We start from the raw sequence: 23554 nt of genomic DNA on the forward strand, positions 1-23554 counted from the left end.
TGATGAAGAGTGCCGAGCGGTCATCCAGCCGCGGCAGACAATATCCCTGTACCGCCATGCTCCTGAGCAAACGCTTTTGAATGACCCGCACAGGAGCGGATGCCCCGCTCCCCCTTGCGAGTCATCCACCATGCTCGAACCCCTCACACTCGATTTTCCGCCGTCTGCGCCTGAGTCGTTCGCGACGTCCCTGGCGCTGCCTGAAACTATCGACGAAAGTCTGTTGTTACGGGCCAATCAACGCTGGCGCGACAGCAGCAATGGCTTGCGCGAACTGTTTGCGAAAAGTCCCGCACTGCGCGACACGATCAACGCGTCGCTGCGACAACAGCTGCAACTGGATGGTGAAAAAACCGGATTCGGCTTCATTGCCACCCAAACGCAGCCGGAGCATTTCGTCAGCCTTACCGACGCCTGCGCTTTTGTCGTTCAACATCCGGCGCCAGATACCTCGCTCGACCAGCGCTGCCACGTGATCGGTCTGCCGCCTGATCACCCGCTGTACGCACTGAACCCGTCGCAACTGCTGGAAAAGCTCAAGCTGCTCGACCCGCAGTCCGCCCACGCCACCCGCTGGGTCGGGTTCTGGGATGCCCGTGCGCCTGGCACGCCGGTGTCGCGGCGCACGCGTGCTATCGAACTGTACCGAACGCATTTCGAAGCGTGCGCTGACGCTGCGTACGCCAGTAAAACCATCAGCACCGAACAGCTCGACCTGCTGCAGCACATCGTTGATGCCGGCTCCTACCCGGTGACGTTCAAAGGTCAGCCGGTTAACCTGGAAAAACCGGCCCTGGTGCTGAGCAACCACAGCAAAGTCAAACTCCCGGGGGCTTGGGTGATCAGCGTGGGAGACCGCGCCACGGCCCGGGCTCTGCTCTACCTGCCCTGCCGCCCCGCGTGCATCCAGGCATTCGACAATCGAGCGGATCTGCAAACGTGGCTGGCCGCACAGGTGCAGATTCCCACCGGCCTGCCGCGCGAGATCCAGCGCTTCGATTACAGCGCCGCGACCGACCCGATGATCACCGGTGCCAGCGATCTGTTCGCCGACCGCCAGCATGCGCAGATCAACGCGTTGCGCAACAGCAACCGGGGCAACCCCGGGTTGCGCGACCACGGTGCGCAAGCGCTGGCGCATGTCGATCTCATCGACCATCAGCGCGGCACAGCGATCATCGTTGCAGCGCCCGCGCCAGCCAAGGCGTCCGTCGCGCCGGATACCCTCGCGAGCGACGCTCCTCCGTTGTTTGGCAGCCTGTCCGCTGGCATTCCGCTGGCCGTCAGGCATGCCGCGCTCAAGCGCGAGCGCGATGCACTCGAACAGCTGCAGACCGACGACCGCGACGGTGCGCGCTTTGAACAATGCCTGGACGCACTGAAAGCACTGGAAATTGCCGAGCAAGCCTGCGAGAACGCCTGCACCTCATTGCTCGACGACGCCCCCATCTCCGACCCGACATTCACTGCGATTTATCAGGCTCACAAGGATGGCTTGCATGCCGAGGCGAAGCTGCAAGCGATCCTCGGGCAGATCGACAGCGCCGAACACGACCTGCTCAAAGCCGTGCTGGACAACCCTGAGGCCAGCGCACGCGATGCCGAGTGGGTCGCGGCCAGCCTGACCCTGTCACTGAGCGAAACCCGCGACGCAGTCACTACGCAGCAGCGCGAGACGCTCAACGGCGTATTTGTCCTCACGCGGCAAGCTGCGCTGACGGACAGCGGGTCCGAGGCGAGTCTGCTGCTTTACTGCCCGGGCAGCGGCGGTGGCCTGCAGCGCTTTCGCGATCGCCGGGCATTGGCGCTCGAATTGTTCAAGCTTGACGAGCAGGACAGCGAATCGGCCTTGCAGCTCGACGCCATTGCCTCTGATCCGCTGCGTCATTGTCTCAGCGCGCTGATTGCCGATTGCGAAACACGGGCCGCCGGGTTGCGCGACCAGACCGGGCACGCCGATGCACTGGAAATTCTCCGTCAGGCGTGCACGGCCGCCGTGCAAGTCCCGGTCAGCGCCGCCAGAACCCTGATGTTCGCGCATGTGCAAGAGCAGGAGCGCAGCGGTGTGCTGGCCACTCATCTGCCGGACTGGCTGGTGCGTCTGCAGGAAAACGAGCGGATCGCGCTCAAACAGCACATCAAGGCGTACATCGAGGCGATGCGCAAAAGCCATGCGTTGATGACCCGGGCACTGGAACCGCGCGACGACTTCACCCGCAAACACCTGTACGCACGCCTGCGCAAGGACTTCGCCACCGAGGGCTATTTTTCCGTGCAGGTCGAATTGCCCGATTCCACCCGAACCGAAACGGTGGTGGAAGCCAGCCCCGCCGGCCCGCGGCGTAAAACCGTGATCGTGCCCGGCGCTACGCACAGCGTGATGTCACTCGAAGACCTCGCTCAACTGAATATCGACAACGTTCACTCAGTGCTCAATGACTCGCTGTCGCAGCGCCTGATTTTCATGCGCCTGACCGTCAATGCCGCGCGCCAACGGGATCGCAACCGTCTGCTCAACGGCATCAACCTGAGCTATCTGCGTAAAGTCCTGCCGGAGCTGGACCTGCCCAAGGCCTATGAACGCAGGATCCACGAGGCCTTCCATGGCGCGCCCGGTGAAGCGCTGTTCGTCAGCCAGCATCGGCGTGAAAGCCTGATCGAACCCTGGCGCTTGCTGCTGAAGATTCAGAGTGATAACGCGCGAGCACAAAAACATCTGAACCGCGATGAAGCCGAGGTGGTGAACATTGCGATCGACGCCAACACCACAGACGCCTGGCTCGCCAAGGGCAAGCGCATCGTGCTGCTGCCGGTCGCGCTTGCAGCCGGCGGCAAGGATACGCCGCGCGAAGGCCCGGTGACCTTGTCCGGCGTGACCTTCATTGAAGAACAGATCAGCGGCATTACTCTGCTGTATCTGCCGGACAGCCCGGATCAGCAATTTTTCCGTCGCTACGACAGTCTCGAGTCAGCGCGCAAAGGGCTGTTCACGTTGTGCGCAAATGATCGCTGGATCGAATACCTGGCGGGTAAGGCCTTGCACGGCGATGTCCGCGCGCATACCCGCCGCATCGGTCAGGCCGTGGAAAAAAACTTCGATGCGATTATCGACGTCGGCACGCGCTGGCCGGCGAGGACTTCTCTGGCCGCGCACCTGCTCGACGCGCACATGGGGCGTTTGCTCGAAGCTCATCGCGGCAGTTCGCGCTCCAACGATGAGCTGTTTTTCGAGCGCTACGCACTGAAGGGGCCACGCGCGTTCAATTACATAAAAATGGCGCTGGGCATGGTGCCCTTCGTCGGCACCGTCGTGGCGCTGTATGACGCCTGGAATGCAGCCAATCAGGCCGTGGCGGCGTTTTTGCGCGGCGAGGTCGCGGATGGCCTGGCCGCCATCGAGGCGATGTTTCTCTCGTTGATCGACGCATTCATGGATCTGCTTCCGGGCGAGGCGGTGGCCTCGACGCTCTCGCGCACCACTCGCGCGCTGACACGTGCGCGCCAGGTACATACGCTGCTGGGCAACGTCGCGGCTCTGCATGGAAAAACCCAGCGGCAGGCCCGGCACGTGCTGGCCCGCTTCCAGGATTACGACTACGAACAACCGCTGTCGCTGGCCGGAATCGAACCCGCCCGTCATGGCCTCTACCGTGGCATTTACCGACATGCGGACGGGGATTTTATCGAACGGCAGGGGCGCATCTACCAGGTGGAGCTCGCCACGGACTCGCGCAACTGGCGCCTGTTCGGCAATTCGCGCAAGTCTTACAAACAACCGATCGCGCTGGATGAAAGCGGCCAGTGGGATACCTGGTACGGCGTCTACGGGATCGCCAGCGCGGGTGGCCTGCGGGGCGGCGGCAACGTCGCCGGACATCTGGCCGATACGCTGGACCCTTACTGGCCACCGGTGATTCGCCAGCGCTTGCCACGCTGGTGGGCAGAGCGCACGTTTCGCCGGCACCAGCAGCTGGAACTGGAGACTGAACGCCTGGCCAATCTCATCGATAGCAAGGTCGAGGCGCACAAGAAGGCGATCCTGGCTTTCCAGCACGCCAGCCCCGCCAACCAGCGCGCCCTGCTGCCGGCCGCCGAAGCGGCATGCCTGGAAGATATCCGCCTGTGCGTTCAACGCTATCAGGCGCTGGAGGAGTTGAAGCCGCTCACCAGTGGCAATAAACAAGGGGCCGTCAACCGCGTGCAGAGCTCCCTCGCCGTTCGCCTGACCTCGCGATATGCCATGCGCGCCGGCCAGGTGTCGGCCGGCACCGTCATGGTGCTGGAGGACGTCCGGCGCTTGAGCGGCATGCTCAGCGCTTTGCCGGCGGGCACACGTTCGCAGCGACTGGCGTTGCGTGCCCGGATTCGGGATCTGCAGATCGACTACGTAAACAAATTCGAGGAGCTGGAAAACCTGCGGCTTCAGCTCAATCAGTGGTACGAGCGCATCACCTTGCGATCCGACAGGGTCGGGCGGATCGACAGTGTGAACCTGATCAATCGTCAGCACAGCGATGCCCGCCTGCTCTTTCACAAAACCTATATGCGCCTGGACCTGGTGAAGAATTACAGCTACGACAATGACGTTTCCTGGATGTACTTTCGCGAGCGCACAGACGAACTCTGGAAGGAGGTCAGAGAGGCCGTGACCACCCAGTACGACCTGCCCAACCTTCAAGCCACTGCACAACATCGCAGCCAGATGCTTGAGCGATGCCTGGATGTCTACACGCGCTTCCGACGGCAAATGACCATCTGGATGACGGACTATCCAGAGCATCTTCATCAGGACGCCATCGAACCGCTGCTCGACGGCCTGGAGCAGATGGCCGGCCGTGCCCGCCGTGGCGTAATCGAACCAGCGGCGCCGAGAACGCCCGGACAGCCTGCCCAGCGCGTCTTCACCACTGCGGACGGCAACCTGCTGTATGGCACGGAACGATTCGACACGCGGTCGCAGCGTCGGACTTATGAACGCCGGCTCAGAGATGGCGAAGTGCAGATCTGGGAGCAAGGCGCCGATGGCCGCTCGCGCCAGGTCGGTCCGGTTCATGCCCCCCCACCTGCGACGCCTTCAGTCAGCCTCGCCGCTCTGGTCAGTGATGCCCGGCAGCGTCTGGACAGAATCCCTGCCTACCGGGCCGTTGTGCAGAGCAATGCCGACCGGGGCATGCAGCCGATCGATTTGCAACACATGATGGACACCCAGGCCGGTGAGCTGAACACCCGTGCCGACCGTATCGCCGCCCGATCCGCGCACCATCCGCTCATCCAGCGCCTGCGTGATCAAGCCGCCGAACTGATCGTTGCCGGGCGCGCCCTGCGCACCGAACGCACTCTGACCATCCAGAAGCCCACCGACGGCATGCTTGACGACCTGATCGGTCAGGGCGCGGTGGAAATCCGCAGAACGCAACCGATCAGATTGCTCGGCAGGCATGCCGGTCACCCGGACTATATGCAGGAGTACGAGATCTGGAACCTGACGAGCCAACCCCCGCAGTTGCTGTGGTACGCGCACTTTCACTACCGCAACGCGACGCCGGTGTTCAACCGCTTCGAAACCGCGCATTTGAAATTGCCGCAGCATCGCTTCCAGACCCATGCCGATGATCCGACGCTGCCCTATTCGAAAATCGGCAGACAGTCGGTTGTGCTCGGGCATTTCGAGCGGATCTGACTAAAGCGCCCGGTCTTGCTCACAGCCTGCCACGCTGTGAGCAAGGTCGAATCGCCCGGCCCGGAAAGTAGCGGAGTCGACAACAGACTGACCATGAGACAAACTCAACCAATCCTCGCTGATCACAAGTTTTGTTCATGGAGCCCCGCCGGTGCTTGAAATCCGTCACTTGAAAACCCTGCATGCCCTGCGTGAAGCCGACAGTCTGGTCGACGCCGCTGACCGCCTGCATCTGACACAGTCAGCCCTGTCGCATCAATTCAAAGAACTGGAAGAACGCATGGGCATGCCATTGTTCGTGCGCAAGACCAAACCGGTGCGTTTCACCAGCGCCGGTCTGCGCCTGCTGCAGCTGGCCGACGCCACCCTGCCGCTGTTGCGCGCTGCGGAGCGCGATATCGGTCGTCTGGCCGGTGGCACTGCCGGACGTCTGCACATGGCTATCGAATGCCATAGCTGCTTCCAGTGGCTGATGCCGACCATCGATCAGTTCCGCGATGCCTGGCCGGAAGTCGAGCTGGACCTGGCTTCAGGTTTCGCTTTTGCACCATTGCCGGCACTCGCCCGAGGCGATCTGGATCTGGTGGTGACGTCCGATCCGCTGGAGCTCGCCGGGATCACTTACGTGCCGCTGTTCACTTACGAGGCCATGCTCGCCGTAGCCAATCAGCACGCGTTGGCGAGCAAGCCGTATATCGTTCCTGAAGACCTGCTGACTGAAACGCTGATCACCTACCCGGTGGAACGCGATCGTCTGGACATCTTCACCCGTTTCCTCGAACCGGCCGACATTGAACCGGCGCAGGTGCGTACTTCCGAGCTGACCGTGATGATGATGCAGTTGGTCGCCAGCGGCCGGGGCGTCTGCGGGATGCCGCACTGGGCGCTGCATGAATACAGCTCACGCGGGTATGTGAAGGGCAAGCGCTTGGGGGAGAAAGGTCTGTTCGCGACGCTGTATGCAGCGATTCGCACCGACATGCTCGATGCGCCGTACATGCGCGATTTCCTGCTGACCGCCAAGGACACCTCGTTCTCGACCCTGGATGGCGTCAGCGCCGTACGTTGAAAACCAGATCAAGAGATCCCCCTGTGGGAGCGAGCCTGCTCGCGAAAGCGGTGGATGATTCAGCGATGATGTCGGCTGGACGGACGCCTTCGCGAGCAGGCTCGCTCCCACATGGATTGGCGTGGTGGGTCAGACTTCACGCCACATGTGGATCTTGTCGAAATAGTCTTCGCCGACGCGCACCGCCAGTGGTTCAAGCCCGTACTGAATGAAGCCGCAGCGCTGATACAACTGAAAAGCCGAGTCGTTGCCGGCAGTGACAGTGAGCTGGACAAGCTTCAGCGCCGGATGCTGTTGCGCTTCGGCCAAAGCCGCCTGGACCAGCTCAATGCCCAGGCCCTGCCGACGAAAATCCGCCGAAACATACATGCCGAACAGCGTGGCCTTGTGTCGCGCCTTCTCGCGCGGTTCGAAGGCCAGGCCGACAATCCCGGCCAACGTCCCTGCATCGAATGCCCCCAACACCACATCGAGCTTGCTGGTCAGGCGTGCTTCCCACCAACTCAACGGCATCACCGCGCGTTCGCGCACGCTGGAGATGAACGCATGCGGATGCCGGTCGTAGGCTTCGAGCATCAGCGCGCGGTACGCCAGGGCATGGCTGGCATCCAGCCGTTCGATCCACACTTCAGGCGGTCCGCCGCTGTTCCAGCATCAACCGCACCGCGAGGCCGCCGAGCACCAGGCCCATGAAATAGCGCTGCACCGCCAGCCAGGTCGGGTTGCGTACGAACCACGAGGCGATGCCTGCAGCGAAGAGCGCGATCAACAGATTGACGCTGAAACTGACGCTGATCTGGGTCAGACCGAGGAGGATGCTTTGGGTGAAAACGGAGCCATGTTCAGGGCTGATGAATTGCGGAAACACCGACAGATAGAAAACCGCGATTTTCGGGTTCAACGCACTGGTGAGAAAGCCCATGGTGATCAGTTTGCGCGACGAGTCCGGCGGCAATTGCCGGGCTTCGAACGGCGAACGTGCGCCGGGTTTCAGCGCTTGCCAGGCCAGCCACAACAGGTACAGCGCGCCGGCCCATTTCAGCACTTCATAGGCCATCGGCACGGCGAGAAACACCGCCGTCAAGCCGGCCGCCGCCGCGAACATATGCACGAAGAACCCGCCGACCACACCGAGCAGCGACGTCACGCCGGCGCGGCGGCCCTGACAGATCGAACGCGAGATCAGGTAGATCATGTTCGGTCCCGGCGTCAGCACCATCAGCAGAGCGGCAGCGGCAAAGATCAGCAAGTCTGGCAGCGGGATCATGGCAACGTCCTTTGCGGGAATGATCAGGCGAGTGCAGTCAGTGAACGGCGATAAAACGGCAGGATGTGCTCGCGTGTCAATGGCGCCAGTTCGACCGCCGGATCAGTGGCCGGATCGACCCAGATGACTTCCTCGATTTCCGCCGCCGGGCACACGTCAGTATCGATGGTCAGTTGAAAGATTTCCGCGTGCACGATGAAGCCTGGCTCGTTGGCGGCGGGGGCGGAAAACCGGCTCAGATAGATTGCCTGCGCCGGGTCGATCTGTAGACCCAGTTCTTCTTCCAGCTCCCGCGCGAGAGCGTGAACCGGCAGCTCATGGGCTTCGATCTTGCCGCCCGGCTGCATGAACGCCGTAGTACCGCGTTTGCGCACCAGCAGGGTCTGGCCGTAAGCGTTGAGCAACAGGGCAGCGGCGATATGAATGGTCGACATGAAGGAATCCCTTGGTGCAAAGGCGCCAAGGATCCCATGCCCGTCAGCGGTAAGCCAAGCGCAAGACTCAGGTCGCTTCCTGGAAGTCCAGTTCCGGTGGCTGACGACGGAAACCGCCGGTGAGCACGACGAGACAGACCACGCCGATCGCCAGCCAGCTCAGCCCCAGCCAGACCGCCAGATGACCGAGGCTGACCATCAACCAAACCACAGCGGGGCGTATTCGCATCACCCCCAATGTAGTGCACGCACAGCGCAACGAAGGCGATGAGCACAAGGAATTGCCAGGGCGCGGGCGGTTTCCGGGAACTGGATGTCGGGCGTTTGATGCTCAGCGGTTGCTCCAGCAAAGAAATCGCCCGTAAGCTGGAAATCTTCGTGGAAACCGTGAAAGTCCATAAGAAACACATGTACAGCAAACCGGGGATCAAATCCCGGTCAGAGCTGTTTTCGATTTTTGCAGGCGCAGAACGCCTGAACGCTTGATGAAGTTGCTTTTTGTAGGAGTGAGCCTGCTCGCGATGGCGTCGGGTCAGTCAAATCATTTGTAGCTGATATACCGCTATCGCGAGCAGGCTCACTCCTACAGGGGAATGTGTTTATCCCTGAATCTTCGCTGATTATTCCGAGTCCGAACCCAAGGAAACCGTATGAGCCTGTCACTCCTGAGCCGCTACGCCTTCTTTGCCGTCTGTGTGATTTTCACTCTCGCCAGCCTGCCTTTCCTCGAACATGACTGGCTGTGGCCGATCACCGCTGTCACTGGCGTGCTCAGCCTGCTCGGGATCTTCGACCTGCTGCAGACACGCCACGCGGTGCGCCGCAACTATCCGATTCTGGGCAATATCCGTTATCTGGTCGAAGGCATCCGCCCGGAGATTCGCCAGTACCTGCTCGAGTCCGACAGCGACGCCCTGCCCTTCTCCCGCGCCCAGCGTTCGCTGGTGTACTCGCGAGCGAAAAACGAGACCGCCGACAAACCGTTCGGTACCTTGATCGACGTCTATCAGTCGGGCTTCGAATTCATCGGCCATTCGATGCGTCCGGCGCCGTTGAGCGATCCGAACGGTTTCCGCGTCACTGTCGGCGGCCCGCAATGCACGCAGCCGTACTCGGCGTCGATCTTCAATATTTCAGCGATGAGCTTCGGCTCGCTCAGTGCCAATGCCATCCGCGCGCTGAACCAGGGTGCGAAACTCGGCAACTTCGCCCACGACACCGGTGAAGGCAGCATCAGCCCGTATCACCGCGAACATGGCGGCGACCTGACCTGGGAACTGGGCAGCGGCTACTTCGGCTGCCGCACCAGCGATGGCCGTTTCGACCCGGAGCGCTTCGCCGTGCAGGCACAGAACCCGCAGGTGCGCATGATCGAAATCAAGATGAGCCAAGGTGCCAAACCCGGCCACGGCGGCATCCTGCCCAAACACAAGGTCACCCGGGAAATCGCCGAAACCCGCGGCATCCTGATGGGCGAAGACTGCGTTTCGCCCTCGCGCCACAGTGCGTTTTCCACACCGATTGAAATGATGCAGTTCATCCAGCAGCTGCGTGAACTGTCCGGCGGCAAACCGGTGGGCTTCAAGTTCTGTCTCGGCCATCCGTGGGAATTCATGGGCATTGCCAAAGCCATGCTGGAAACCGGCATCCTTCCCGATTTCATCGTCGTCGATGGCAAGGAAGGCGGCACTGGCGCAGCCCCTGTCGAGTTCACCGACCACATCGGCGTGCCGATGCGCGAAGGTCTGCTGTTCGTGCACAACACGCTGGTCGGCCTGAACCTGCGCGACAAGATCAAACTCGGCGCCAGCGGCAAGATCGTCAGCGCCTTCGACATCGCCAGCGTGCTGGCCATCGGCGCCGACTGGGCGAACTCCGCGCGCGGTTTCATGTTCGCCATCGGCTGCATCCAGTCGCAGTCGTGCCATACCAACAAATGCCCGACCGGCGTCGCCACCCAGGACGCCCTGCGCCAACGCGCTCTGGTGGTGCCGGACAAGGCCCAGCGCGTCTACAACTTCCACCGCAGCACGCTCAAAGCGCTGGCGGAAATGCTCGCGGCGGCCGGGCTCGAGCATCCGTCGCAACTGTCCGCCAAGCACCTGGTGCGGCGCATGTCGGCGACCGAGATCAAGTTGTTCTCGCAGTTGCACGTGTTCCTGAAACCGGGGGAATTGCTCACCGGTGAAGTGAATGGCGAGTTTTACTCGCGGATGTGGCAGATGGCGCGGGCGGACAGTTTTGAGCCGAATGAAGTAGCGCCCGCCTGACTTTAAACACCGGCTGCCGCACTTCTGGTGTGGCAGCTAACCCCCTCACTGTTTTACAGAGTTATCGGGAGCTGTTCGATACTCAACGGCCAGTGAATCGCCTTTTCTCCTTTCAGCAACCATTACAACGTTATGTCGCTTCAGTAACACATCGTCCGGCAGGGGAATACCGCGGCTAGCGAGAAGATAAAAAACTGCAGGCGGCCGTGAGGACTTCAAATCGTTTAACAAGTCTTCTTCGCGGCCTATCTCAATTGGCGACCCTAACAATTTGAAGTACTGGCCAAACTCTATGTACTGCTTGGAATACAAAGGAGCTTCAATCCGCTCATTGATTAATTCCTGAATCAGATCACGCATCTGACTGACAGGCTTCAATTGATTCTCATAAGTAAATTCAGGTTTGCAATCGGTATACAAGGGTGTCATTGAAAAGCACAGAACAACCACCGCAACCGCTGCCCTGATGCTTCCATTCCTAATCGAACTCAAACCATAAGCGAGCAATACAAGAAGACCCGGAAGCAAAACAATCAAACTTCGCATCGTCAACACGGGTTGAACATACAGTGAACGGATGTAAGGAAGCATGGCACACACAACAAACCAGAAAACAAACAATCTAAGTACTTCGCAATTTCGCTCATCGCCCCCTAATCGAATGAGCACTGACAATAAAAGCGCAGCAAATATAACAGTCAAAGGCATACTTCCAAAATACAGATAAAACAGCTCGACAAAGAACAAGTCGTTGGGACGAGGCACCCAAAATCCTTGTCGGTTAAAATTCTCCAGCACAAAGGAAACATGTGGCGAAAGACTGATTATTATAAAAATTGCGGCCATGCCAAACCGATAAAAAATCCTTTTGTCAAATGAGGCCTCAAACCACTTACAAACCACCAACAGCGCCTGAGATGCGACCACCAAAAAACCAAAATAGTGAGTATTTACAACTAATGCAGCCACCAGGGAATAACCAGCAACGGGCAACACCGCGACTGTTCGCATCGCCTTCACGAACATAAAAAAAGAAACCATTGTCAACAACGCCAACAACTCATAGGAGCGCGTTTCTTGCGAATAGGTAATCAAATAAAAATTTATCGCCACCAACCACGCAGCAAACAGCCCCACTGTTCCATTGAATAATTGCCGACCACTTAAATACGCAACCGGAATTAGCAGAACCCCAAAAACAACAGAAAGATACCTCCCGACCATTTCTCCAAACCCAAACACCTTATAAAACACCCACAACACCAACTGGTACAGCGGGGGATGAACATCTATCAGCGTTCGCCGATACACTTCAAGGAAACTGTTATCTGGGTGGCTGGTCGCCACACTGAACACCTCATCAAGCCATAACGCATCGACTGTCAAGTTACGCAATCGCAAATAGCTACCCACCAACAGAGCGATCAGTAAAGAGAAACCGGCCAGTAAGCGCTCGTTTCGAAGATCAGATTTCATCGTGCATTGTTTCCACAGCAGTGTTTGTCAAAACGACGCTGCCCAAGAGCACAGCCAGCCACAACGTCACCAACCGCAACAACACCGTCGCCGCAATCGCATCCGGCAACCCGACCCCAGCCGAAACCAGCAAAGCCACCATCACCGCTTCGGCGCTGCCCAACCCACCCGGCATCAGGCTCAACGCCCCCGCCAACATGGCCACCGCATAAATGAATACCGCAAACGCAAGGTCCACATCCGCCCCCATCGCTTGCAAAATCCAGTAAAACGCCAACGCTTCAAGTCCCCAGGCCAGCAGACTCAACAGCGTTGTGCCGATCAGGCGGCGTGGGGTGTGGCAGCGGCGCGACTGATGCAACACCTCAATGGCATGGCGCAGCAGCCGGGAGAACCCGTCGTGGCGTTGATCGATGCGCCGATCGATCGCCCGGACAAGGCCTGGCGAGAACATCAACATCCCGGCGCAAGCCAGCAGCACCAGACTGGCGACGACTATCGACAACCATTCGGGGTGCGCGCTCAAGCCGAACAACGCCAGGCCGATCATGGCCAACAGATCCGCAAGCCGCTCACTGAACAACGCAGCAAAACTGTGTGCATAAGGCACATCCCAGCGTTTGAGCAAAACGCCGCGCAGGGCTTCACCGGCTTTGCCGGGTGTGGTGGTCAGGGCGAAACCGGCCAGGTAGATTTTCAGGCTCGGGCGCCACGGCAGTGGATGGCGCAAGGCATTGAGGTAAACCTGCCAGCGCAGGAAACGCAGACCGTAGCCGAGTAACACCATGCCGACGATCTGCCCGCCCTGCCACCCGCCCACTCGGCTGACCGCCGCGCTCACTGCCGACCACCCGCCCCACAGAGAGACAGCGAGATAAGCAACGGCGGAGCAGATCACCGAGCCGATCAGAACCCGATAGCGCCACCCCGATAACATCAGTGCCTGATTCACAGGTTCAGCCTTTTGAATAGCGGCTGCGGTATGGCCATGATCATCCACATGATCACCCTCCAGAATCCGGGCACGTACAGCACTGCAATCTGGCGATCGATGCCTGCAACAATTCGCCGGGCGACGGCATCCGGTTGCGTAACCAGCAAGGCTGGCAGCGCCAGGCCACGGGTCATGGGCGTATCGACAAACCCGGGCTTGATGGTGATCACATGCACACCTGACTTGAACAAGCGTGCCCGCAGGCCTTCGCAGAACGTGGACACCGCCGCCTTGGCCGCGCCGTACAGGTAATTGGAAGGGCGCCCGCGATCCCCGGCAACCGAGGAAATAACCGCCAGCGTGCCGCGCTGTTGAACAGCCATGCGGTTAGCCAACAGCGTCAACAGGGCAATCATTGAACTGCCGTTATTGGTGAACTGCTCCATCGCCTGCTCCACGCTGTGTTCGCACGCCCGCTGATCCGGCAAGGAACCGTAGGCGACCAGACAGATATCCACCGTCTGCAACGTCGCCAGGCATTGCTCGTACATGAGCGAATGTGCGGCGATATCACTGGCGTCCATGACGTACGCGGTTACCGCTCTGGCACCTCGGGCCTGCAGATCGGCGCAGGTTTGCTGGAGCTTTTGCGCATCCCTGGCGACCAGGAACAATTCGCTCCGTTCAACCGCCCACAATCGCGCGCAAGCGCAGGCGATCGCCGACGTGGCGCCCACAATCAGTATTTTTTTCATCGAATGACTCGCTGCCAGAAACGGGAGATCAGGGCCGGGTCGCGCATCGCTTCCAACTGCTCCCAGGCGGGATAGGCCTGGCGAAAATCACTGCCGCTCATGTGCGCGTCCTTGGCCGGATACAAGCGCCCTCCGGCTTCCCGGACGATGGCATCGAGACGCGGTAGAAGTCTTTTCGTCAGCTCACTGTTCTGTGGAAAATCCAGCGCCAATGAAGTGCCCGGCATGGGAAAGGAAAGCCATCCTGGCGACGCAATATCGCCGCAACGCTTGAGCACCGCGAGGAAGGAGCCGCTACCGCTGCGCGCAATCGACCTGAGTAATTCGGCGAGTGCTGCGGCTGCCACCGACGCCGGCAAAACGCACTGAAACTGCTGGAAACCTCTGCGCCCGTAGAGACGATTCCAGTTCTCGATACGGTCCAGCGGATAGAAAAACGGGCTGTAGGCAACCGTTCGATAGTGGCGGGTCGGCGGTTGCCGTTGCCAGTAATGACGGTTGAACAGTTTCAAGGTGAACGGATTGATGAGCGATACCGGAGAACGCATCTGTACAGGCAACGAATGCGGCGCTGCGACCTTAAGCGGCCCCGTTGCACAATGATCGCCAGCCGTAAAGCATCCGCGCCCGCGTGCGCGGCCCTTGGCCAGGCAATCGATCCACGCGACGCTGTATTCATGCCGCGCATCCATGTCAGCCGACAGGGCAAAGAAGTCATCCAGACAGTCAAAACGCACCCGTGTACTGTCGATCAGGCTGGACTGGATCTTGCGCAGACGAATGCGCACCCAGGTAATCACACCCGTCAGGCCCAGCCCGCCGATGGTCGCGGCAAACCACTGTGGATTCACCGTCGGCGAACAGACCATTGGCGCTTGCACGGATCGGTGCAGTCCGAAACACACCAGTGAACCGGCAAACGTGCCGCAACGATGGTGATTTTTGCCATGCACATCATTGGCCACCGCCCCGCCCAGCGTCACATGACGCGTCCCAGGGGTGACTTGCAAAAACCAGCCCCGGGGTATGGCCAGTTGCAGAATTTCGCCCAGCGTCACGCCTGCCTCAGCGCAGATTTCACCGTTTTCCCAGTCAGCTTCGATGAAACGATCCAGGGGGCGTAACTGCAAAACATGATCGCTGCCCGCCAGGCAGCTGTCGCCATAGCTGCGGCCATTGCCAAACGGCAACGTAGTGCCGTGGGCCTCGATCAGTCGCTGCCACTGCGGCCCGACATCAGCTTGCCACTGGCAAGGATGACCGTTCTGAGGGGCATGAGGATAGTTTCCCCAAGAGCTCAATGAGGCCTTCATGCCGCCACCCAGAAAATCAGGCAGAACACCGTCCCCATCGCCAGACTCCAGCGATCACGCAGTGCGAAGATCACCGGGTCCTCATTCATTCGGCCGCGATGGGTCAGCAGCCAGATCCGGGTGATCCACAACAACATCACCGGGCAGGCAAGCCAGATCCATCGAGGGTGCTCGTACAGGGCGGTGGTTGCGCTGTCATGGATGTACAGCGCCAGCACCATGACCGCGAGGTAACCGGATGCAGCGCCCAACGAGGAGAGCATCGCCAGATCGGCTGGAAAGTAATCCCGCCCGCCGGTTTTTCCGGTAATGCCGCTGTGCAGCGCCATCAACAATTCGGCGTATCGCTTGACCAGCGCCAGACTCAGAAACATGAACATGGAGAAGGCCAGCATCCAGCCCGTCAACTCGAGTTCGAAAGCTGCACCACCAGCGATGATGCGCAAGGTGTAGAGCAGCGCCAGGGCAATCACGTCGAGTGCCATCAGCCGCTTCAACACCAGCGAATACACCAGCGTCAGCACGTAATAGCAGGCGAGCACGACGACGAATTGACTTGGCAGCCACAACCAGGCGCCCGTAAAGGACATCAACAGCAACAGAGGAAAAACCACCAGCCCGGACTGGATCGACAAGGATCCGCTGGCGAAGGGTCGATGGCGTTTGGTCGGATGTTTGCGATCATCGGAAAGGTCGAGCAGGTCATTCAGGAGGTAGACGCCTGATGCGCACAAGCCGAACAGCACGAATGCCAGCATGCCGCGCCCCACCAGCGGCGGGTTGACCAGTTGATGCGCAGCGAGAAGAGGAACAAAAATCAGCGCATTCTTCATCCACTGATGAATACGCAGCGCTTTGTATACCCTTCCGAAATACCTGACGTCAGAGCGAACCACCTGGACAATGTTGCCCAATTGCCGGGTTGCAAGTTCGACACCCGATAACGGGTTGACGATATAGGCGTGCCTGGCCGAGCGCCAAACCGGCAAGTCGTCCATCGAGTTACCGACGTAATCGAAACCGCCTTCACCATATAACGTCACCAGCACATCACGTTTGGTCGCCCCCGAAAGGTTCTGCTCAAGGGTCGTCCCAATGACGCCATCAAACACCTTCAGATGCTCGGCAATACGCACTGCCAATGCGTGATGGCTGGCCGTGGCCAAGATAATTTTCCGACCGCTGTTGCGCTGCACCTTGATCATCCAGAGCACGTCAGCATCGTAGGGCAAGGTGGCGACGTCGATGTCCGTCGCCTGGGCCAATCGATCTTTCAAATACGCTTTGCCGCGCCCGAGCCAGGCCAGAAGTTTCAAGCACTGCAGTGGCTTGTTGCGAACAAAGGACATGGCACATTCGAACAGCAAATCAGACTTGAGCAGGGTTCCATCCAGATCGACCACGAAAGGCCTTGCAGCATCGCAAGACACTGGCGGCGGCGGCGGAAAATCAGGCAGGGGGATATTCATGTCCGTCGCCCCCGAAACAGTACAAGGCGAAAGAAGCAGTACCCCAGCACGATATTCAGCAGCGAAAACGATGCCACCGTCACCAATCCGGGCAAATGCCAGACATCCCCGACGACTCCCACACCAAAACTCACGGTGCCCATCAGGCCGATGAACATCAGGTAGATGAACACTGACGTTTCTCTCTCGAAGATATAAAGCATGTTCAAGTAGAACGAGAACGCTGCGGCCACACAGAACGCGGCAAAGTTGCTGGCAGCCTGATCCAGGCCGACCGCGTTGCAGATCACAAAAAATATCTGCCAGTGGATGAGCGCATCGGCCAGTCCGATCACGCTGGTTGCAGAGAATCCTTTCATGGCCGGTGCTAACCGTTTCTGTTGGGCGGAGCTCCAAGCTAGGCCTGGTCTTGCCAGCGGTCTACTGTCAGAAATTACAGGTAGAGGGCTGTATCCGACCAACGGTCAGCGCTTCACCACTGCAACAACCGCTGTGCGGCGGCTCGGCAAAGTAGTGAAGACGGGGCTCATTGCCAGCGTGGCGAGCAGCAATGGCAAGGAGAAGAGATACGGCGCAGCGCCGGTCATTGTTCTTTCAGACCGGCGGACAGACTGCAGAGCGCCTACAAAAAAACCCCGGTCTCGCGACCGGGGCTTCGTTTTTTCAGCCGCTACGAGTCAAGAGGCCGAACGCGCAGCACCCTGCGTTGCGCCGGTTGGTTGCAGCTTGAACACGTAGAACAACACCGTCAGCAGAACCAGAAACGCAGGCCCTACATACAGCGCCACACGGGTATCGGGAAAGTACGCCATCAGGCCGACCACCAGCACCAGAAACGCCAGGGCGAAGTACGAGCTGACCGGGTACAGCCACATCTTGTACTTGAGCCCGGCACGTTCGCTGGCGCTCAGGCCTTTGCGGAATTTCAGTTGCGCCAGCAGGATCATCACCCAGGTCCAGATCGCGCCGAAGGTTGCGATCGAGGTGACCCAGACGAAGACTTTTTCAGGCACCAGATAGTTGAGCATTACACCCAGCAGCAACACCGCGATCGATAGCAGCAGCGCACGACGCGGCACGCCGTTGTTCGAGGTCTTGGCGAAACCGGCCGGGGCCTGGCCATTCTGCGCCAGGCTGTAGAGCATGCGCCCGGTGCTGAAGATGCCGCCGTTGCACGACGACAGCGCCGCAGTAATCACCACGAAGTTGATGATGCCGGCGGCGGTCTTGATGCCCAGACGCTCGAACGTCATCACGAACGGGCTGCCCTGGGTGCCGATTTCATTCCACGGGTAGATCGACAGGATCACGAACAGCGCGCCGACGTAGAACAGCAGAATCCGCCAGAACACCGAGCCGATCGCGTCTGGAATGGTCTTTTGCGGATTCTTCGCTTCACCGGCGGTCAGGCCGATCATCTCGACGCCGAGGTAGGCGAACATGACCATTTGCAGGGACATCAGCACACCGGTGACGCCGTTGGGCATGAAGCCGCCGTGCGCCGACAGGTTGGAAATCCCCAGCGCCACGCCGTCATTGCCGAAACCGAAGGCAATGATGCCGACGCCGCCGATGACCATGGCGATAATGGTGACGATCTTGATCAGGGCGAACCAGAACTCGAATTCGCCGAAGGCTTTGACCGCGATCAGGTTGATCGAACCCATGCTGATCAGCGCCGCCAGGGCCCAGATCCAGCGCGGCACATCCGGGAACCAGATGCCCATGTACACCGCCACGGCGGTGATTTCCGCGACGCAGGTCACCAGCCACAGAAACCAGTAGTTCCAGCCCGTGAGGAAGCCTGCCAGGGGACCGAGGTAGTCCTGCGCATAGCGGCTGAACGAACCGGCCACCGGGTTATGCACGGCCATTTCGCCGAGGGCGCGCATGATCACCAGAATCGCCAGACCGCCGAGAATGTAAGACAGCATGATCGCCGGGCCAGCCATTTCGATGGCCTTGGCCGAACCGAGAAACAGGCCGACGCCGATACAGGCGCCGAGCGCCATCAGGCGGATATGCCGTTCGCCGAGTTCGCGTTTGAGCGGACCGCCCTGGGCGGTATTGCCGTGAGGCAGAGGATTGCCGACTGGCATAGGGGTACAACCTCGTCTTGTTATTGGATATGACCGCCGGGTTTCGAAGCGTCGGCCGGTAGGCCTTGGCTGGGCAGGAAACCGCGTCGGCTTCGTGGGCAGACGCATCAGCGGGCGTGCAGTATAAAAAGCTCCGGGCAGGATTTTTCACTCTATAAGTCACAACATTCAGCGACAACTCTCGGCAAAAGCCCGGTTTGCGGAGAGGGTTTACCTACGTCATGTAGGAATTTTCGCCGCCAAAAAAGGCGCCGAGTATTGCACAGTCATGGTGCAGCGTCATGTTGGCCGCATGGGTTGCACCGTTCGCGTGGGGAGGGACTTGTCGAATCGCCGCGCCTTGCCGCTTGGGGGCGTAACAGTCGGACACCTGACTGGCTGCAGCAGTTGGGACTGCTGCGCAGTCCAGCGGGAGCAAGCTCCCTCGCCACAGGGGATCGGGTTGTTTTGCCTTCCCGGAACTTGCCCGCGGGTTTAGGAGAATCGTCTGACAGGCTTCTCAGACTCGATTCAAGCAATCGGCAGCTAGGGTAAATAAGGAGCCAATCATCAGGACGCAACGGAATGCGCAAATCCTTATATTCGCATCGACTTCGACGCGGGCGGTGCTCTGAGCCAGGACGCGCTTATCTGATCACGGTTGTCGTCTATCAACGCCGTCCGATCTTCACCGATTGGCGAATCGGTCGTTTGCTGGTAGCGGAACTCAAGCGAGCCCAGGACCAGCAATGGGTCAAGTCGATCGCATGGGTAGTCATGCCGGATCATCTCCACTGGCTCGTGCAACTTGAAAACGCTTCGCTGGAGCGATTGATGCAAACCGTCAAATCCCGCAGCACGATGACCATCAATCGCGCGCTGAACCGAACCGGGGCCTTCTGGCAAACCGGGTACCACGACCGCGCGATCCGAGACAACGAAGACCTGCGCCCCTATGCGCGCTACATCATTGCCAACCCTTTGCGCGCCGGCCTGGTAAAGAAAGTCGCCGATTACCCACTTTGGGACGCTTGCTGGCTCTGAAACACCCCCTTGTGGCGAGGGAGCTTGCTCCCGCTCGGCTGCGCAGCAGTCGTAAAACCAGACTGCGCGGTGCATCAGGCAGATCGCGGTTGCATGGGTTGGGAATGCTGCGCAGTCCAGCGGGAGCAAGCTCCCTCGCCACAGAAGGTGTGCATGGCCCCGGACTATCGCCAACTTCCGCCATCGCCGCCCTGTCTTGCTGCCTCTGAAACAACACTGCCCTTGCTCCCTCGCCACAGAAGGGGTGCATCGCCCCGGACTATCGGCTACTTCCGCCATCGTCGCCCTGCCTGCTGCCTCTGAAACACCCCTGCCCTTGTGGCAAGGGAGCTTGCGGGGATTCTGCGACCGCTCCTCCCGCAGTCCTTTACATTTTTTTCCCCACGGCCAACCACCGTCTAAGCTTTAGACAAGTCCGATCAATCTGCGTGAATGGATCAGTCGACTATGGGTGCTTTGTGGCAAACCGATTCGAGTAAAACCGTGGTCCCGACTGAACGTGTGGATGAAGCGCCTGTCCCTGAAAAACCCCGCCGCAATCGGCACGGGTGGAAGGCTTTCTGGTTGTTGTTTGTGATCATCGCGGTCGTCGTGGGACTCGCCGCGTCGAAAGAAATGCGCACTTCGCGCTTCCAGGCGCGGGAACTGAGCCAATACGCCGCTTCGCTGACCTACAAACTCGAACCCGGGCCCAGCGAAGCGATTCGTTATCCGGGCAACGGTCCGTTCGATCTGCGCCTGGGTTACAGCTCACTGGATGAATTTCTGCCACGCCTGCTCAAGCGCAATTACGTGATCACCGAGCAGACGCGCTTCTCCCCTGCCCTGCTCAGCTACACCGACAAAGGCCTGTTCGTGCCCTATTCGGAAAAGATCCAGGCCGGACTGTCGATCACCGATTGCCGGGCCGCGCCGCTGTACCGCTACAACTATCCGCAACAGCTGTACCCGGACTTCGCAGCGATTCCGCCGGTGGTGGTCAGCAGCCTGCTGTTCATCGAAAACCGTTTTCTCCTCGACCCGAAGCAACCGCTGGCCAATCCGGCGGTGGACTGGCCGCGCTTCGGCATGGCGGCGTGGTCGCAAGTGGCGAAACTGCTGCGCCTTCCCGGGCAATCGGCCGGCGGCAGCACCCTGGCGACGCAACTGGAGAAGTACCGTCACTCGCCTGAGGGCCTGACTTCATCAGGCGCGGAGAAAATCCGCCAGATGATTTCCGCCAGTGTCCGCGCTTATCAGGATGGCCCGCAGAGCCTCGGCGCGCGGCAGAACATCGTCCGTGACTACCTCAACAGCGTGCCGCTCTCGGCGGTGCCCGGCCACGGCGAAGTGCATGGCATGGCCGAAGGCTTGCGGGTCTGGTACGGCAGCGATTTCAACAAGGCCAACGAGCAATTGAACAGCCCGGCGACCGACCCGCAGACCATGGCCGCCAAAGGCCTCGCCCTGCGGGAAATGCTCTCTCTGATGATCGCCCAGCGCCGCCCTTCCCACTACCTGACCAAGGGCCGCGAAGAGCTGGCCAACCTCACCGACAGCCACCTGCGCCTGCTCAAGCAGAACGGCGTGATCGACAGTGCCCTGGCCGATGCCGCGCTGGCGAGCACTGTGTCGTACCGCGACTGGCAAACCCAACCCACCCTGCAGCCGATCGAAACCAACAAGGGCATCAGCGTCGCTCGCAGCCGTCTGGCGAGCATGCTCAACCGGCCGCTGTACGACCTCGACCGCCTCGACTTGTCGGCCACCAGCACTCTGCAGGGCGACCTGCAAACCCAGGCCACCGCTTACCTGAAAAAACTCGCCGATCCGGCTTATGCCGCCGAAATCGGCCTGCTCGGCGAACGCTTGCTGACGCCCACCAGTACCACGCAAGTGCGCTACAGCTTCACCCTGTTCGAACTGACCCCGGACGGCTCCCGCGTGCGCGTGCAGACCGACAGCACCGACCAGCCGTTCGACATCAACGAGGGCAGCAAGCTCGAACTGGGCTCCACCGCAAAAATGCGCGTGCTCACCACTTACCTGCAAATCGTCGCCGAGCTGCACGACAAGTACGGCGCGATGAGCGTGACGGAACTGAAAAAGGTCGAGATACCGGATCAGGATCGCCTCAGCCGTTGGGTCATCGACTACCTGATCCAGAACAAGGACCACGACCTGTCGAAGCTGCTCGGCGCTGCGCTGGATCGCAAATACTCGGCCAGCCCCGGCGAGGCGTTTTTTACCGGCGGCGGGCTGCACACCTTTCACAACTTTCGCAAAGAGGACAACGGGCGCCTGCCCACTTTGCGCGATTCATTGCGCGAGTCGATCAACCTGCCGTTCATTCGCCTGATGCGCGATATCGTCCGTTACACCACCTACTCAGGACCCAACGGCGAATTGCTCAAGGATGATCGCGACCCGCGTCGTCAGGAATACCTGGCCAGTTTTGCCGACCGCGAAGGCACCTCGTTCCTGCTCAAGTTCTGGAAGAAGTACAGGAACAAGGACACTCAAGCGCGGCTCGATACCTTCCTCGACAGCATGCGCCCCACGCCGATCCGCATGGCCGCCGTGCATCGCTATCTGCTGCCGGAAGCCAGCCAGGAAGATTTCAACCGGTTCGTGCGCTCGCACCTCAAGGGCACCAAACTCAACGAAAAACTCACGGACGACCGCCTGATCCGCCTCTACGATTCGTATGGCCCCGGCAGTTACGACCTGCCCGACCAAGGCTTTATCGCCAAGGTGCATCCACTGGACCTGTGGCTGATCGGCTACCTGCTGCATCATCCGGAAGCGACCTTCAGCGAGATCGTCAAGGCCAGCCATTTCGAGCGTCAGGAAGTCTACAGCTGGCTGTTCAAGAGTCGCCACAAGGGTGCGCGCGACAGTCGTATCCGCACCATGCTCGAGATCGAAGCCTTCCTCGACATCCACCAGCGCTGGCAGAAAGTCGGCTACCCATTCGACCACCTGGTGCCGTCACTGGCCACGGCCATCGGCAGTTCCGGCGACCGCCCCGCCGCACTCGCCGAGCTGATCGGCACCATCCTCAATGACGGCGTGCGCATGCCGACGCTGCGCATCGACAGCCTGCACTTCGCCGCCGGCACGCCCTACGAAACCCGACTGGTCAACGATCCGCATGTCGGCAAACGGGTAATGCCGGTGGAAGTCGCCAGAGCCATGCGCGAGGCGTTGTCGCAAGTGGTCGATGCCGGTACCGCCAAACGGGTCTCGGGCAGCTTCAAATTGCCCGACGGTACGCCGCTGGCCATGGGCGGCAAAACCGGCACCGGCGACAACCGCATTGCCGCGATCGGTTCTGGCGGACGGATCATCAGTTCGAAGTCGATCAATCGCACGGCAACCTTCGTGTTCTACATCGGCGATCACCATTTCGGCACCCTCACCGCCTTCGTCCCGGGACGCTCGGCAGAGAACTTCAAGTTCACCTCGGCCCTGCCCACGCAAGTGCTCAAGGGCATGGCGCCGATCCTCACGCCATATCTGCAGCCGGGCAGCGACTCGCAATGCAAACCGACGCAGACCGCCAGCGTGGCCATGCTCGAGGCGCCGCGCCCTACAACGAGGTAACAAATCGTGTCGGCTTTTTCTGCATCAGGGTGACGATTCTTCGCTTCGGTGGGTGGTAACCCTGCATTTTTCAGATTCGAATTCCTGTCGGGTTGCTGACCCGCGGCGAGGTTTGCCTCCCGATCTTTGAACTTTTGTTTTGCCCGGCCCTGAGTAGGCTGATCATTCCTCCACAATCAA

15 protein-coding genes and 3 pseudogenes are annotated in these 23554 nt (G+C 60.0%); 6 read left to right on the top strand and 12 right to left on the bottom strand.

Annotation, left to right across the window (positions count from 1 at the left end):
- The first annotated feature begins 130 nt into the window (after window positions 1-130).
- Window positions 131-5680 (top strand): dermonecrotic toxin domain-containing protein, encoded by a 5550-nt coding sequence (locus BLU71_RS16285; protein ID WP_083353494.1) that lies wholly within the window; start codon window positions 131-133, stop codon window positions 5678-5680.
- A gap of 151 nt (window positions 5681-5831) precedes the next feature.
- Window positions 5832-6749: a transcriptional regulator MetR gene (gene metR / locus BLU71_RS16290; RefSeq protein ID WP_042607384.1), complete on the top strand. Its 918-nt coding sequence runs from the start codon at window positions 5832-5834 to the stop codon at window positions 6747-6749.
- A gap of 21 nt (window positions 6750-6770) precedes the next feature.
- Here the strand turns inward: metR and BLU71_RS27810 are convergent.
- The 5 genes and pseudogenes from BLU71_RS27810 to BLU71_RS27945 all read right to left on the bottom strand — a co-directional run.
- Window positions 6771-6866, bottom strand: a pseudogene (locus tag BLU71_RS27810) (metal ABC transporter ATP-binding protein); the annotation flags it as partial.
- Window positions 6867-6878: 12 nt separating this feature from the next.
- Entirely contained in the window at window positions 6879-7376 is a 498-nt protein-coding gene (locus BLU71_RS16295; protein WP_083353495.1) for a GNAT family N-acetyltransferase, read from the bottom strand.
- A 1-nt stretch (window position 7377) separates the two neighbouring features.
- Entirely contained in the window at window positions 7378-8016 is a 639-nt protein-coding gene (locus BLU71_RS16300) for a LysE family translocator (RefSeq protein WP_042607386.1), read from the bottom strand.
- A gap of 23 nt (window positions 8017-8039) precedes the next feature.
- Window positions 8040-8450 (bottom strand): NUDIX hydrolase, encoded by a 411-nt coding sequence (locus BLU71_RS16305; RefSeq protein ID WP_083353496.1) that lies wholly within the window; start codon window positions 8448-8450, stop codon window positions 8040-8042.
- Window positions 8451-8517: 67 nt separating this feature from the next.
- Window positions 8518-8664 (bottom strand): annotated as a pseudogene (locus BLU71_RS27945) (amino acid permease); the annotation flags it as partial.
- An 89-nt stretch (window positions 8665-8753) separates the two neighbouring features.
- On the opposite strand from BLU71_RS27945, the pseudogene BLU71_RS16315 reads away from it, so the two are divergent.
- Both BLU71_RS16315 and BLU71_RS16320 read left to right on the top strand, forming a co-directional pair.
- Window positions 8754-8936 (top strand): annotated as a pseudogene (locus BLU71_RS16315) (response regulator transcription factor); the annotation flags it as partial.
- 164 nt (window positions 8937-9100) lie between these two features.
- On the top strand, window positions 9101-10720 hold the full coding sequence (locus BLU71_RS16320; RefSeq protein ID WP_083353498.1) for an FMN-binding glutamate synthase family protein: 1620 nt from the start codon (window positions 9101-9103) through the stop codon (window positions 10718-10720).
- A 45-nt stretch (window positions 10721-10765) separates the two neighbouring features.
- On the opposite strand, the gene BLU71_RS16325 is transcribed toward BLU71_RS16320, so the two are convergent.
- The 7 genes from BLU71_RS16325 to BLU71_RS16355 form a co-directional block, all read right to left on the bottom strand.
- Window positions 10766-12196, bottom strand: a complete 1431-nt coding sequence (locus BLU71_RS16325; protein WP_083353499.1) for a glycosyltransferase family 39 protein — start codon at window positions 12194-12196, stop codon at window positions 10766-10768.
- Window positions 12186-13148 (bottom strand): lysylphosphatidylglycerol synthase transmembrane domain-containing protein, encoded by a 963-nt coding sequence (locus BLU71_RS16330; protein ID WP_156889238.1) that lies wholly within the window; start codon window positions 13146-13148, stop codon window positions 12186-12188. The genes BLU71_RS16325 and BLU71_RS16330 overlap by 11 nt, the downstream gene beginning before the upstream one ends.
- Window positions 13145-13885: an SDR family oxidoreductase gene (locus BLU71_RS16335; protein WP_083353500.1), complete on the bottom strand. Its 741-nt coding sequence runs from the start codon at window positions 13883-13885 to the stop codon at window positions 13145-13147. The genes BLU71_RS16330 and BLU71_RS16335 overlap by 4 nt, the downstream gene beginning before the upstream one ends.
- A complete protein-coding gene (locus BLU71_RS16340) occupies window positions 13882-15198 on the bottom strand; it encodes an FAD-binding oxidoreductase (RefSeq protein WP_083353501.1) in 1317 nt (438 codons plus the stop codon). The genes BLU71_RS16335 and BLU71_RS16340 overlap by 4 nt, the downstream gene beginning before the upstream one ends.
- Window positions 15195-16667, bottom strand: coding sequence for a UbiA family prenyltransferase (locus tag BLU71_RS16345; RefSeq protein WP_083353502.1), 1473 nt, complete (start codon window positions 16665-16667; stop codon window positions 15195-15197). The genes BLU71_RS16340 and BLU71_RS16345 overlap by 4 nt, the downstream gene beginning before the upstream one ends.
- The gene (locus BLU71_RS16350; RefSeq protein WP_083353503.1) at window positions 16664-17026 is read right to left on the bottom strand and encodes a GtrA family protein; all 363 of its coding nucleotides are present in this window, start codon (window positions 17024-17026) and stop codon (window positions 16664-16666) included. Before BLU71_RS16350 ends, BLU71_RS16345 begins: the two co-directional genes overlap by 4 nt.
- Before the next feature lie 318 nt (window positions 17027-17344).
- Complete coding sequence (locus tag BLU71_RS16355) at window positions 17345-18766, bottom strand: amino acid permease (RefSeq protein ID WP_083353504.1); 1422 nt, start codon at window positions 18764-18766, stop codon at window positions 17345-17347.
- A gap of 564 nt (window positions 18767-19330) precedes the next feature.
- Between BLU71_RS16355 and BLU71_RS16360 the strand changes: the two genes are divergently transcribed.
- Window positions 19331-19789: an REP-associated tyrosine transposase gene (locus BLU71_RS16360; protein ID WP_065616651.1), complete on the top strand. Its 459-nt coding sequence runs from the start codon at window positions 19331-19333 to the stop codon at window positions 19787-19789.
- A 447-nt stretch (window positions 19790-20236) separates the two neighbouring features.
- A complete protein-coding gene (locus BLU71_RS16365) occupies window positions 20237-23374 on the top strand; it encodes a transglycosylase domain-containing protein (protein WP_083353505.1) in 3138 nt (1045 codons plus the stop codon).
- Window positions 23375-23554: the final 180 nt, after the last annotated feature.

Source organism: Pseudomonas moraviensis, assembly GCF_900105805.1.
GTDB classification, from domain to species: domain Bacteria; phylum Pseudomonadota; class Gammaproteobacteria; order Pseudomonadales; family Pseudomonadaceae; genus Aquipseudomonas; species Aquipseudomonas moraviensis_A.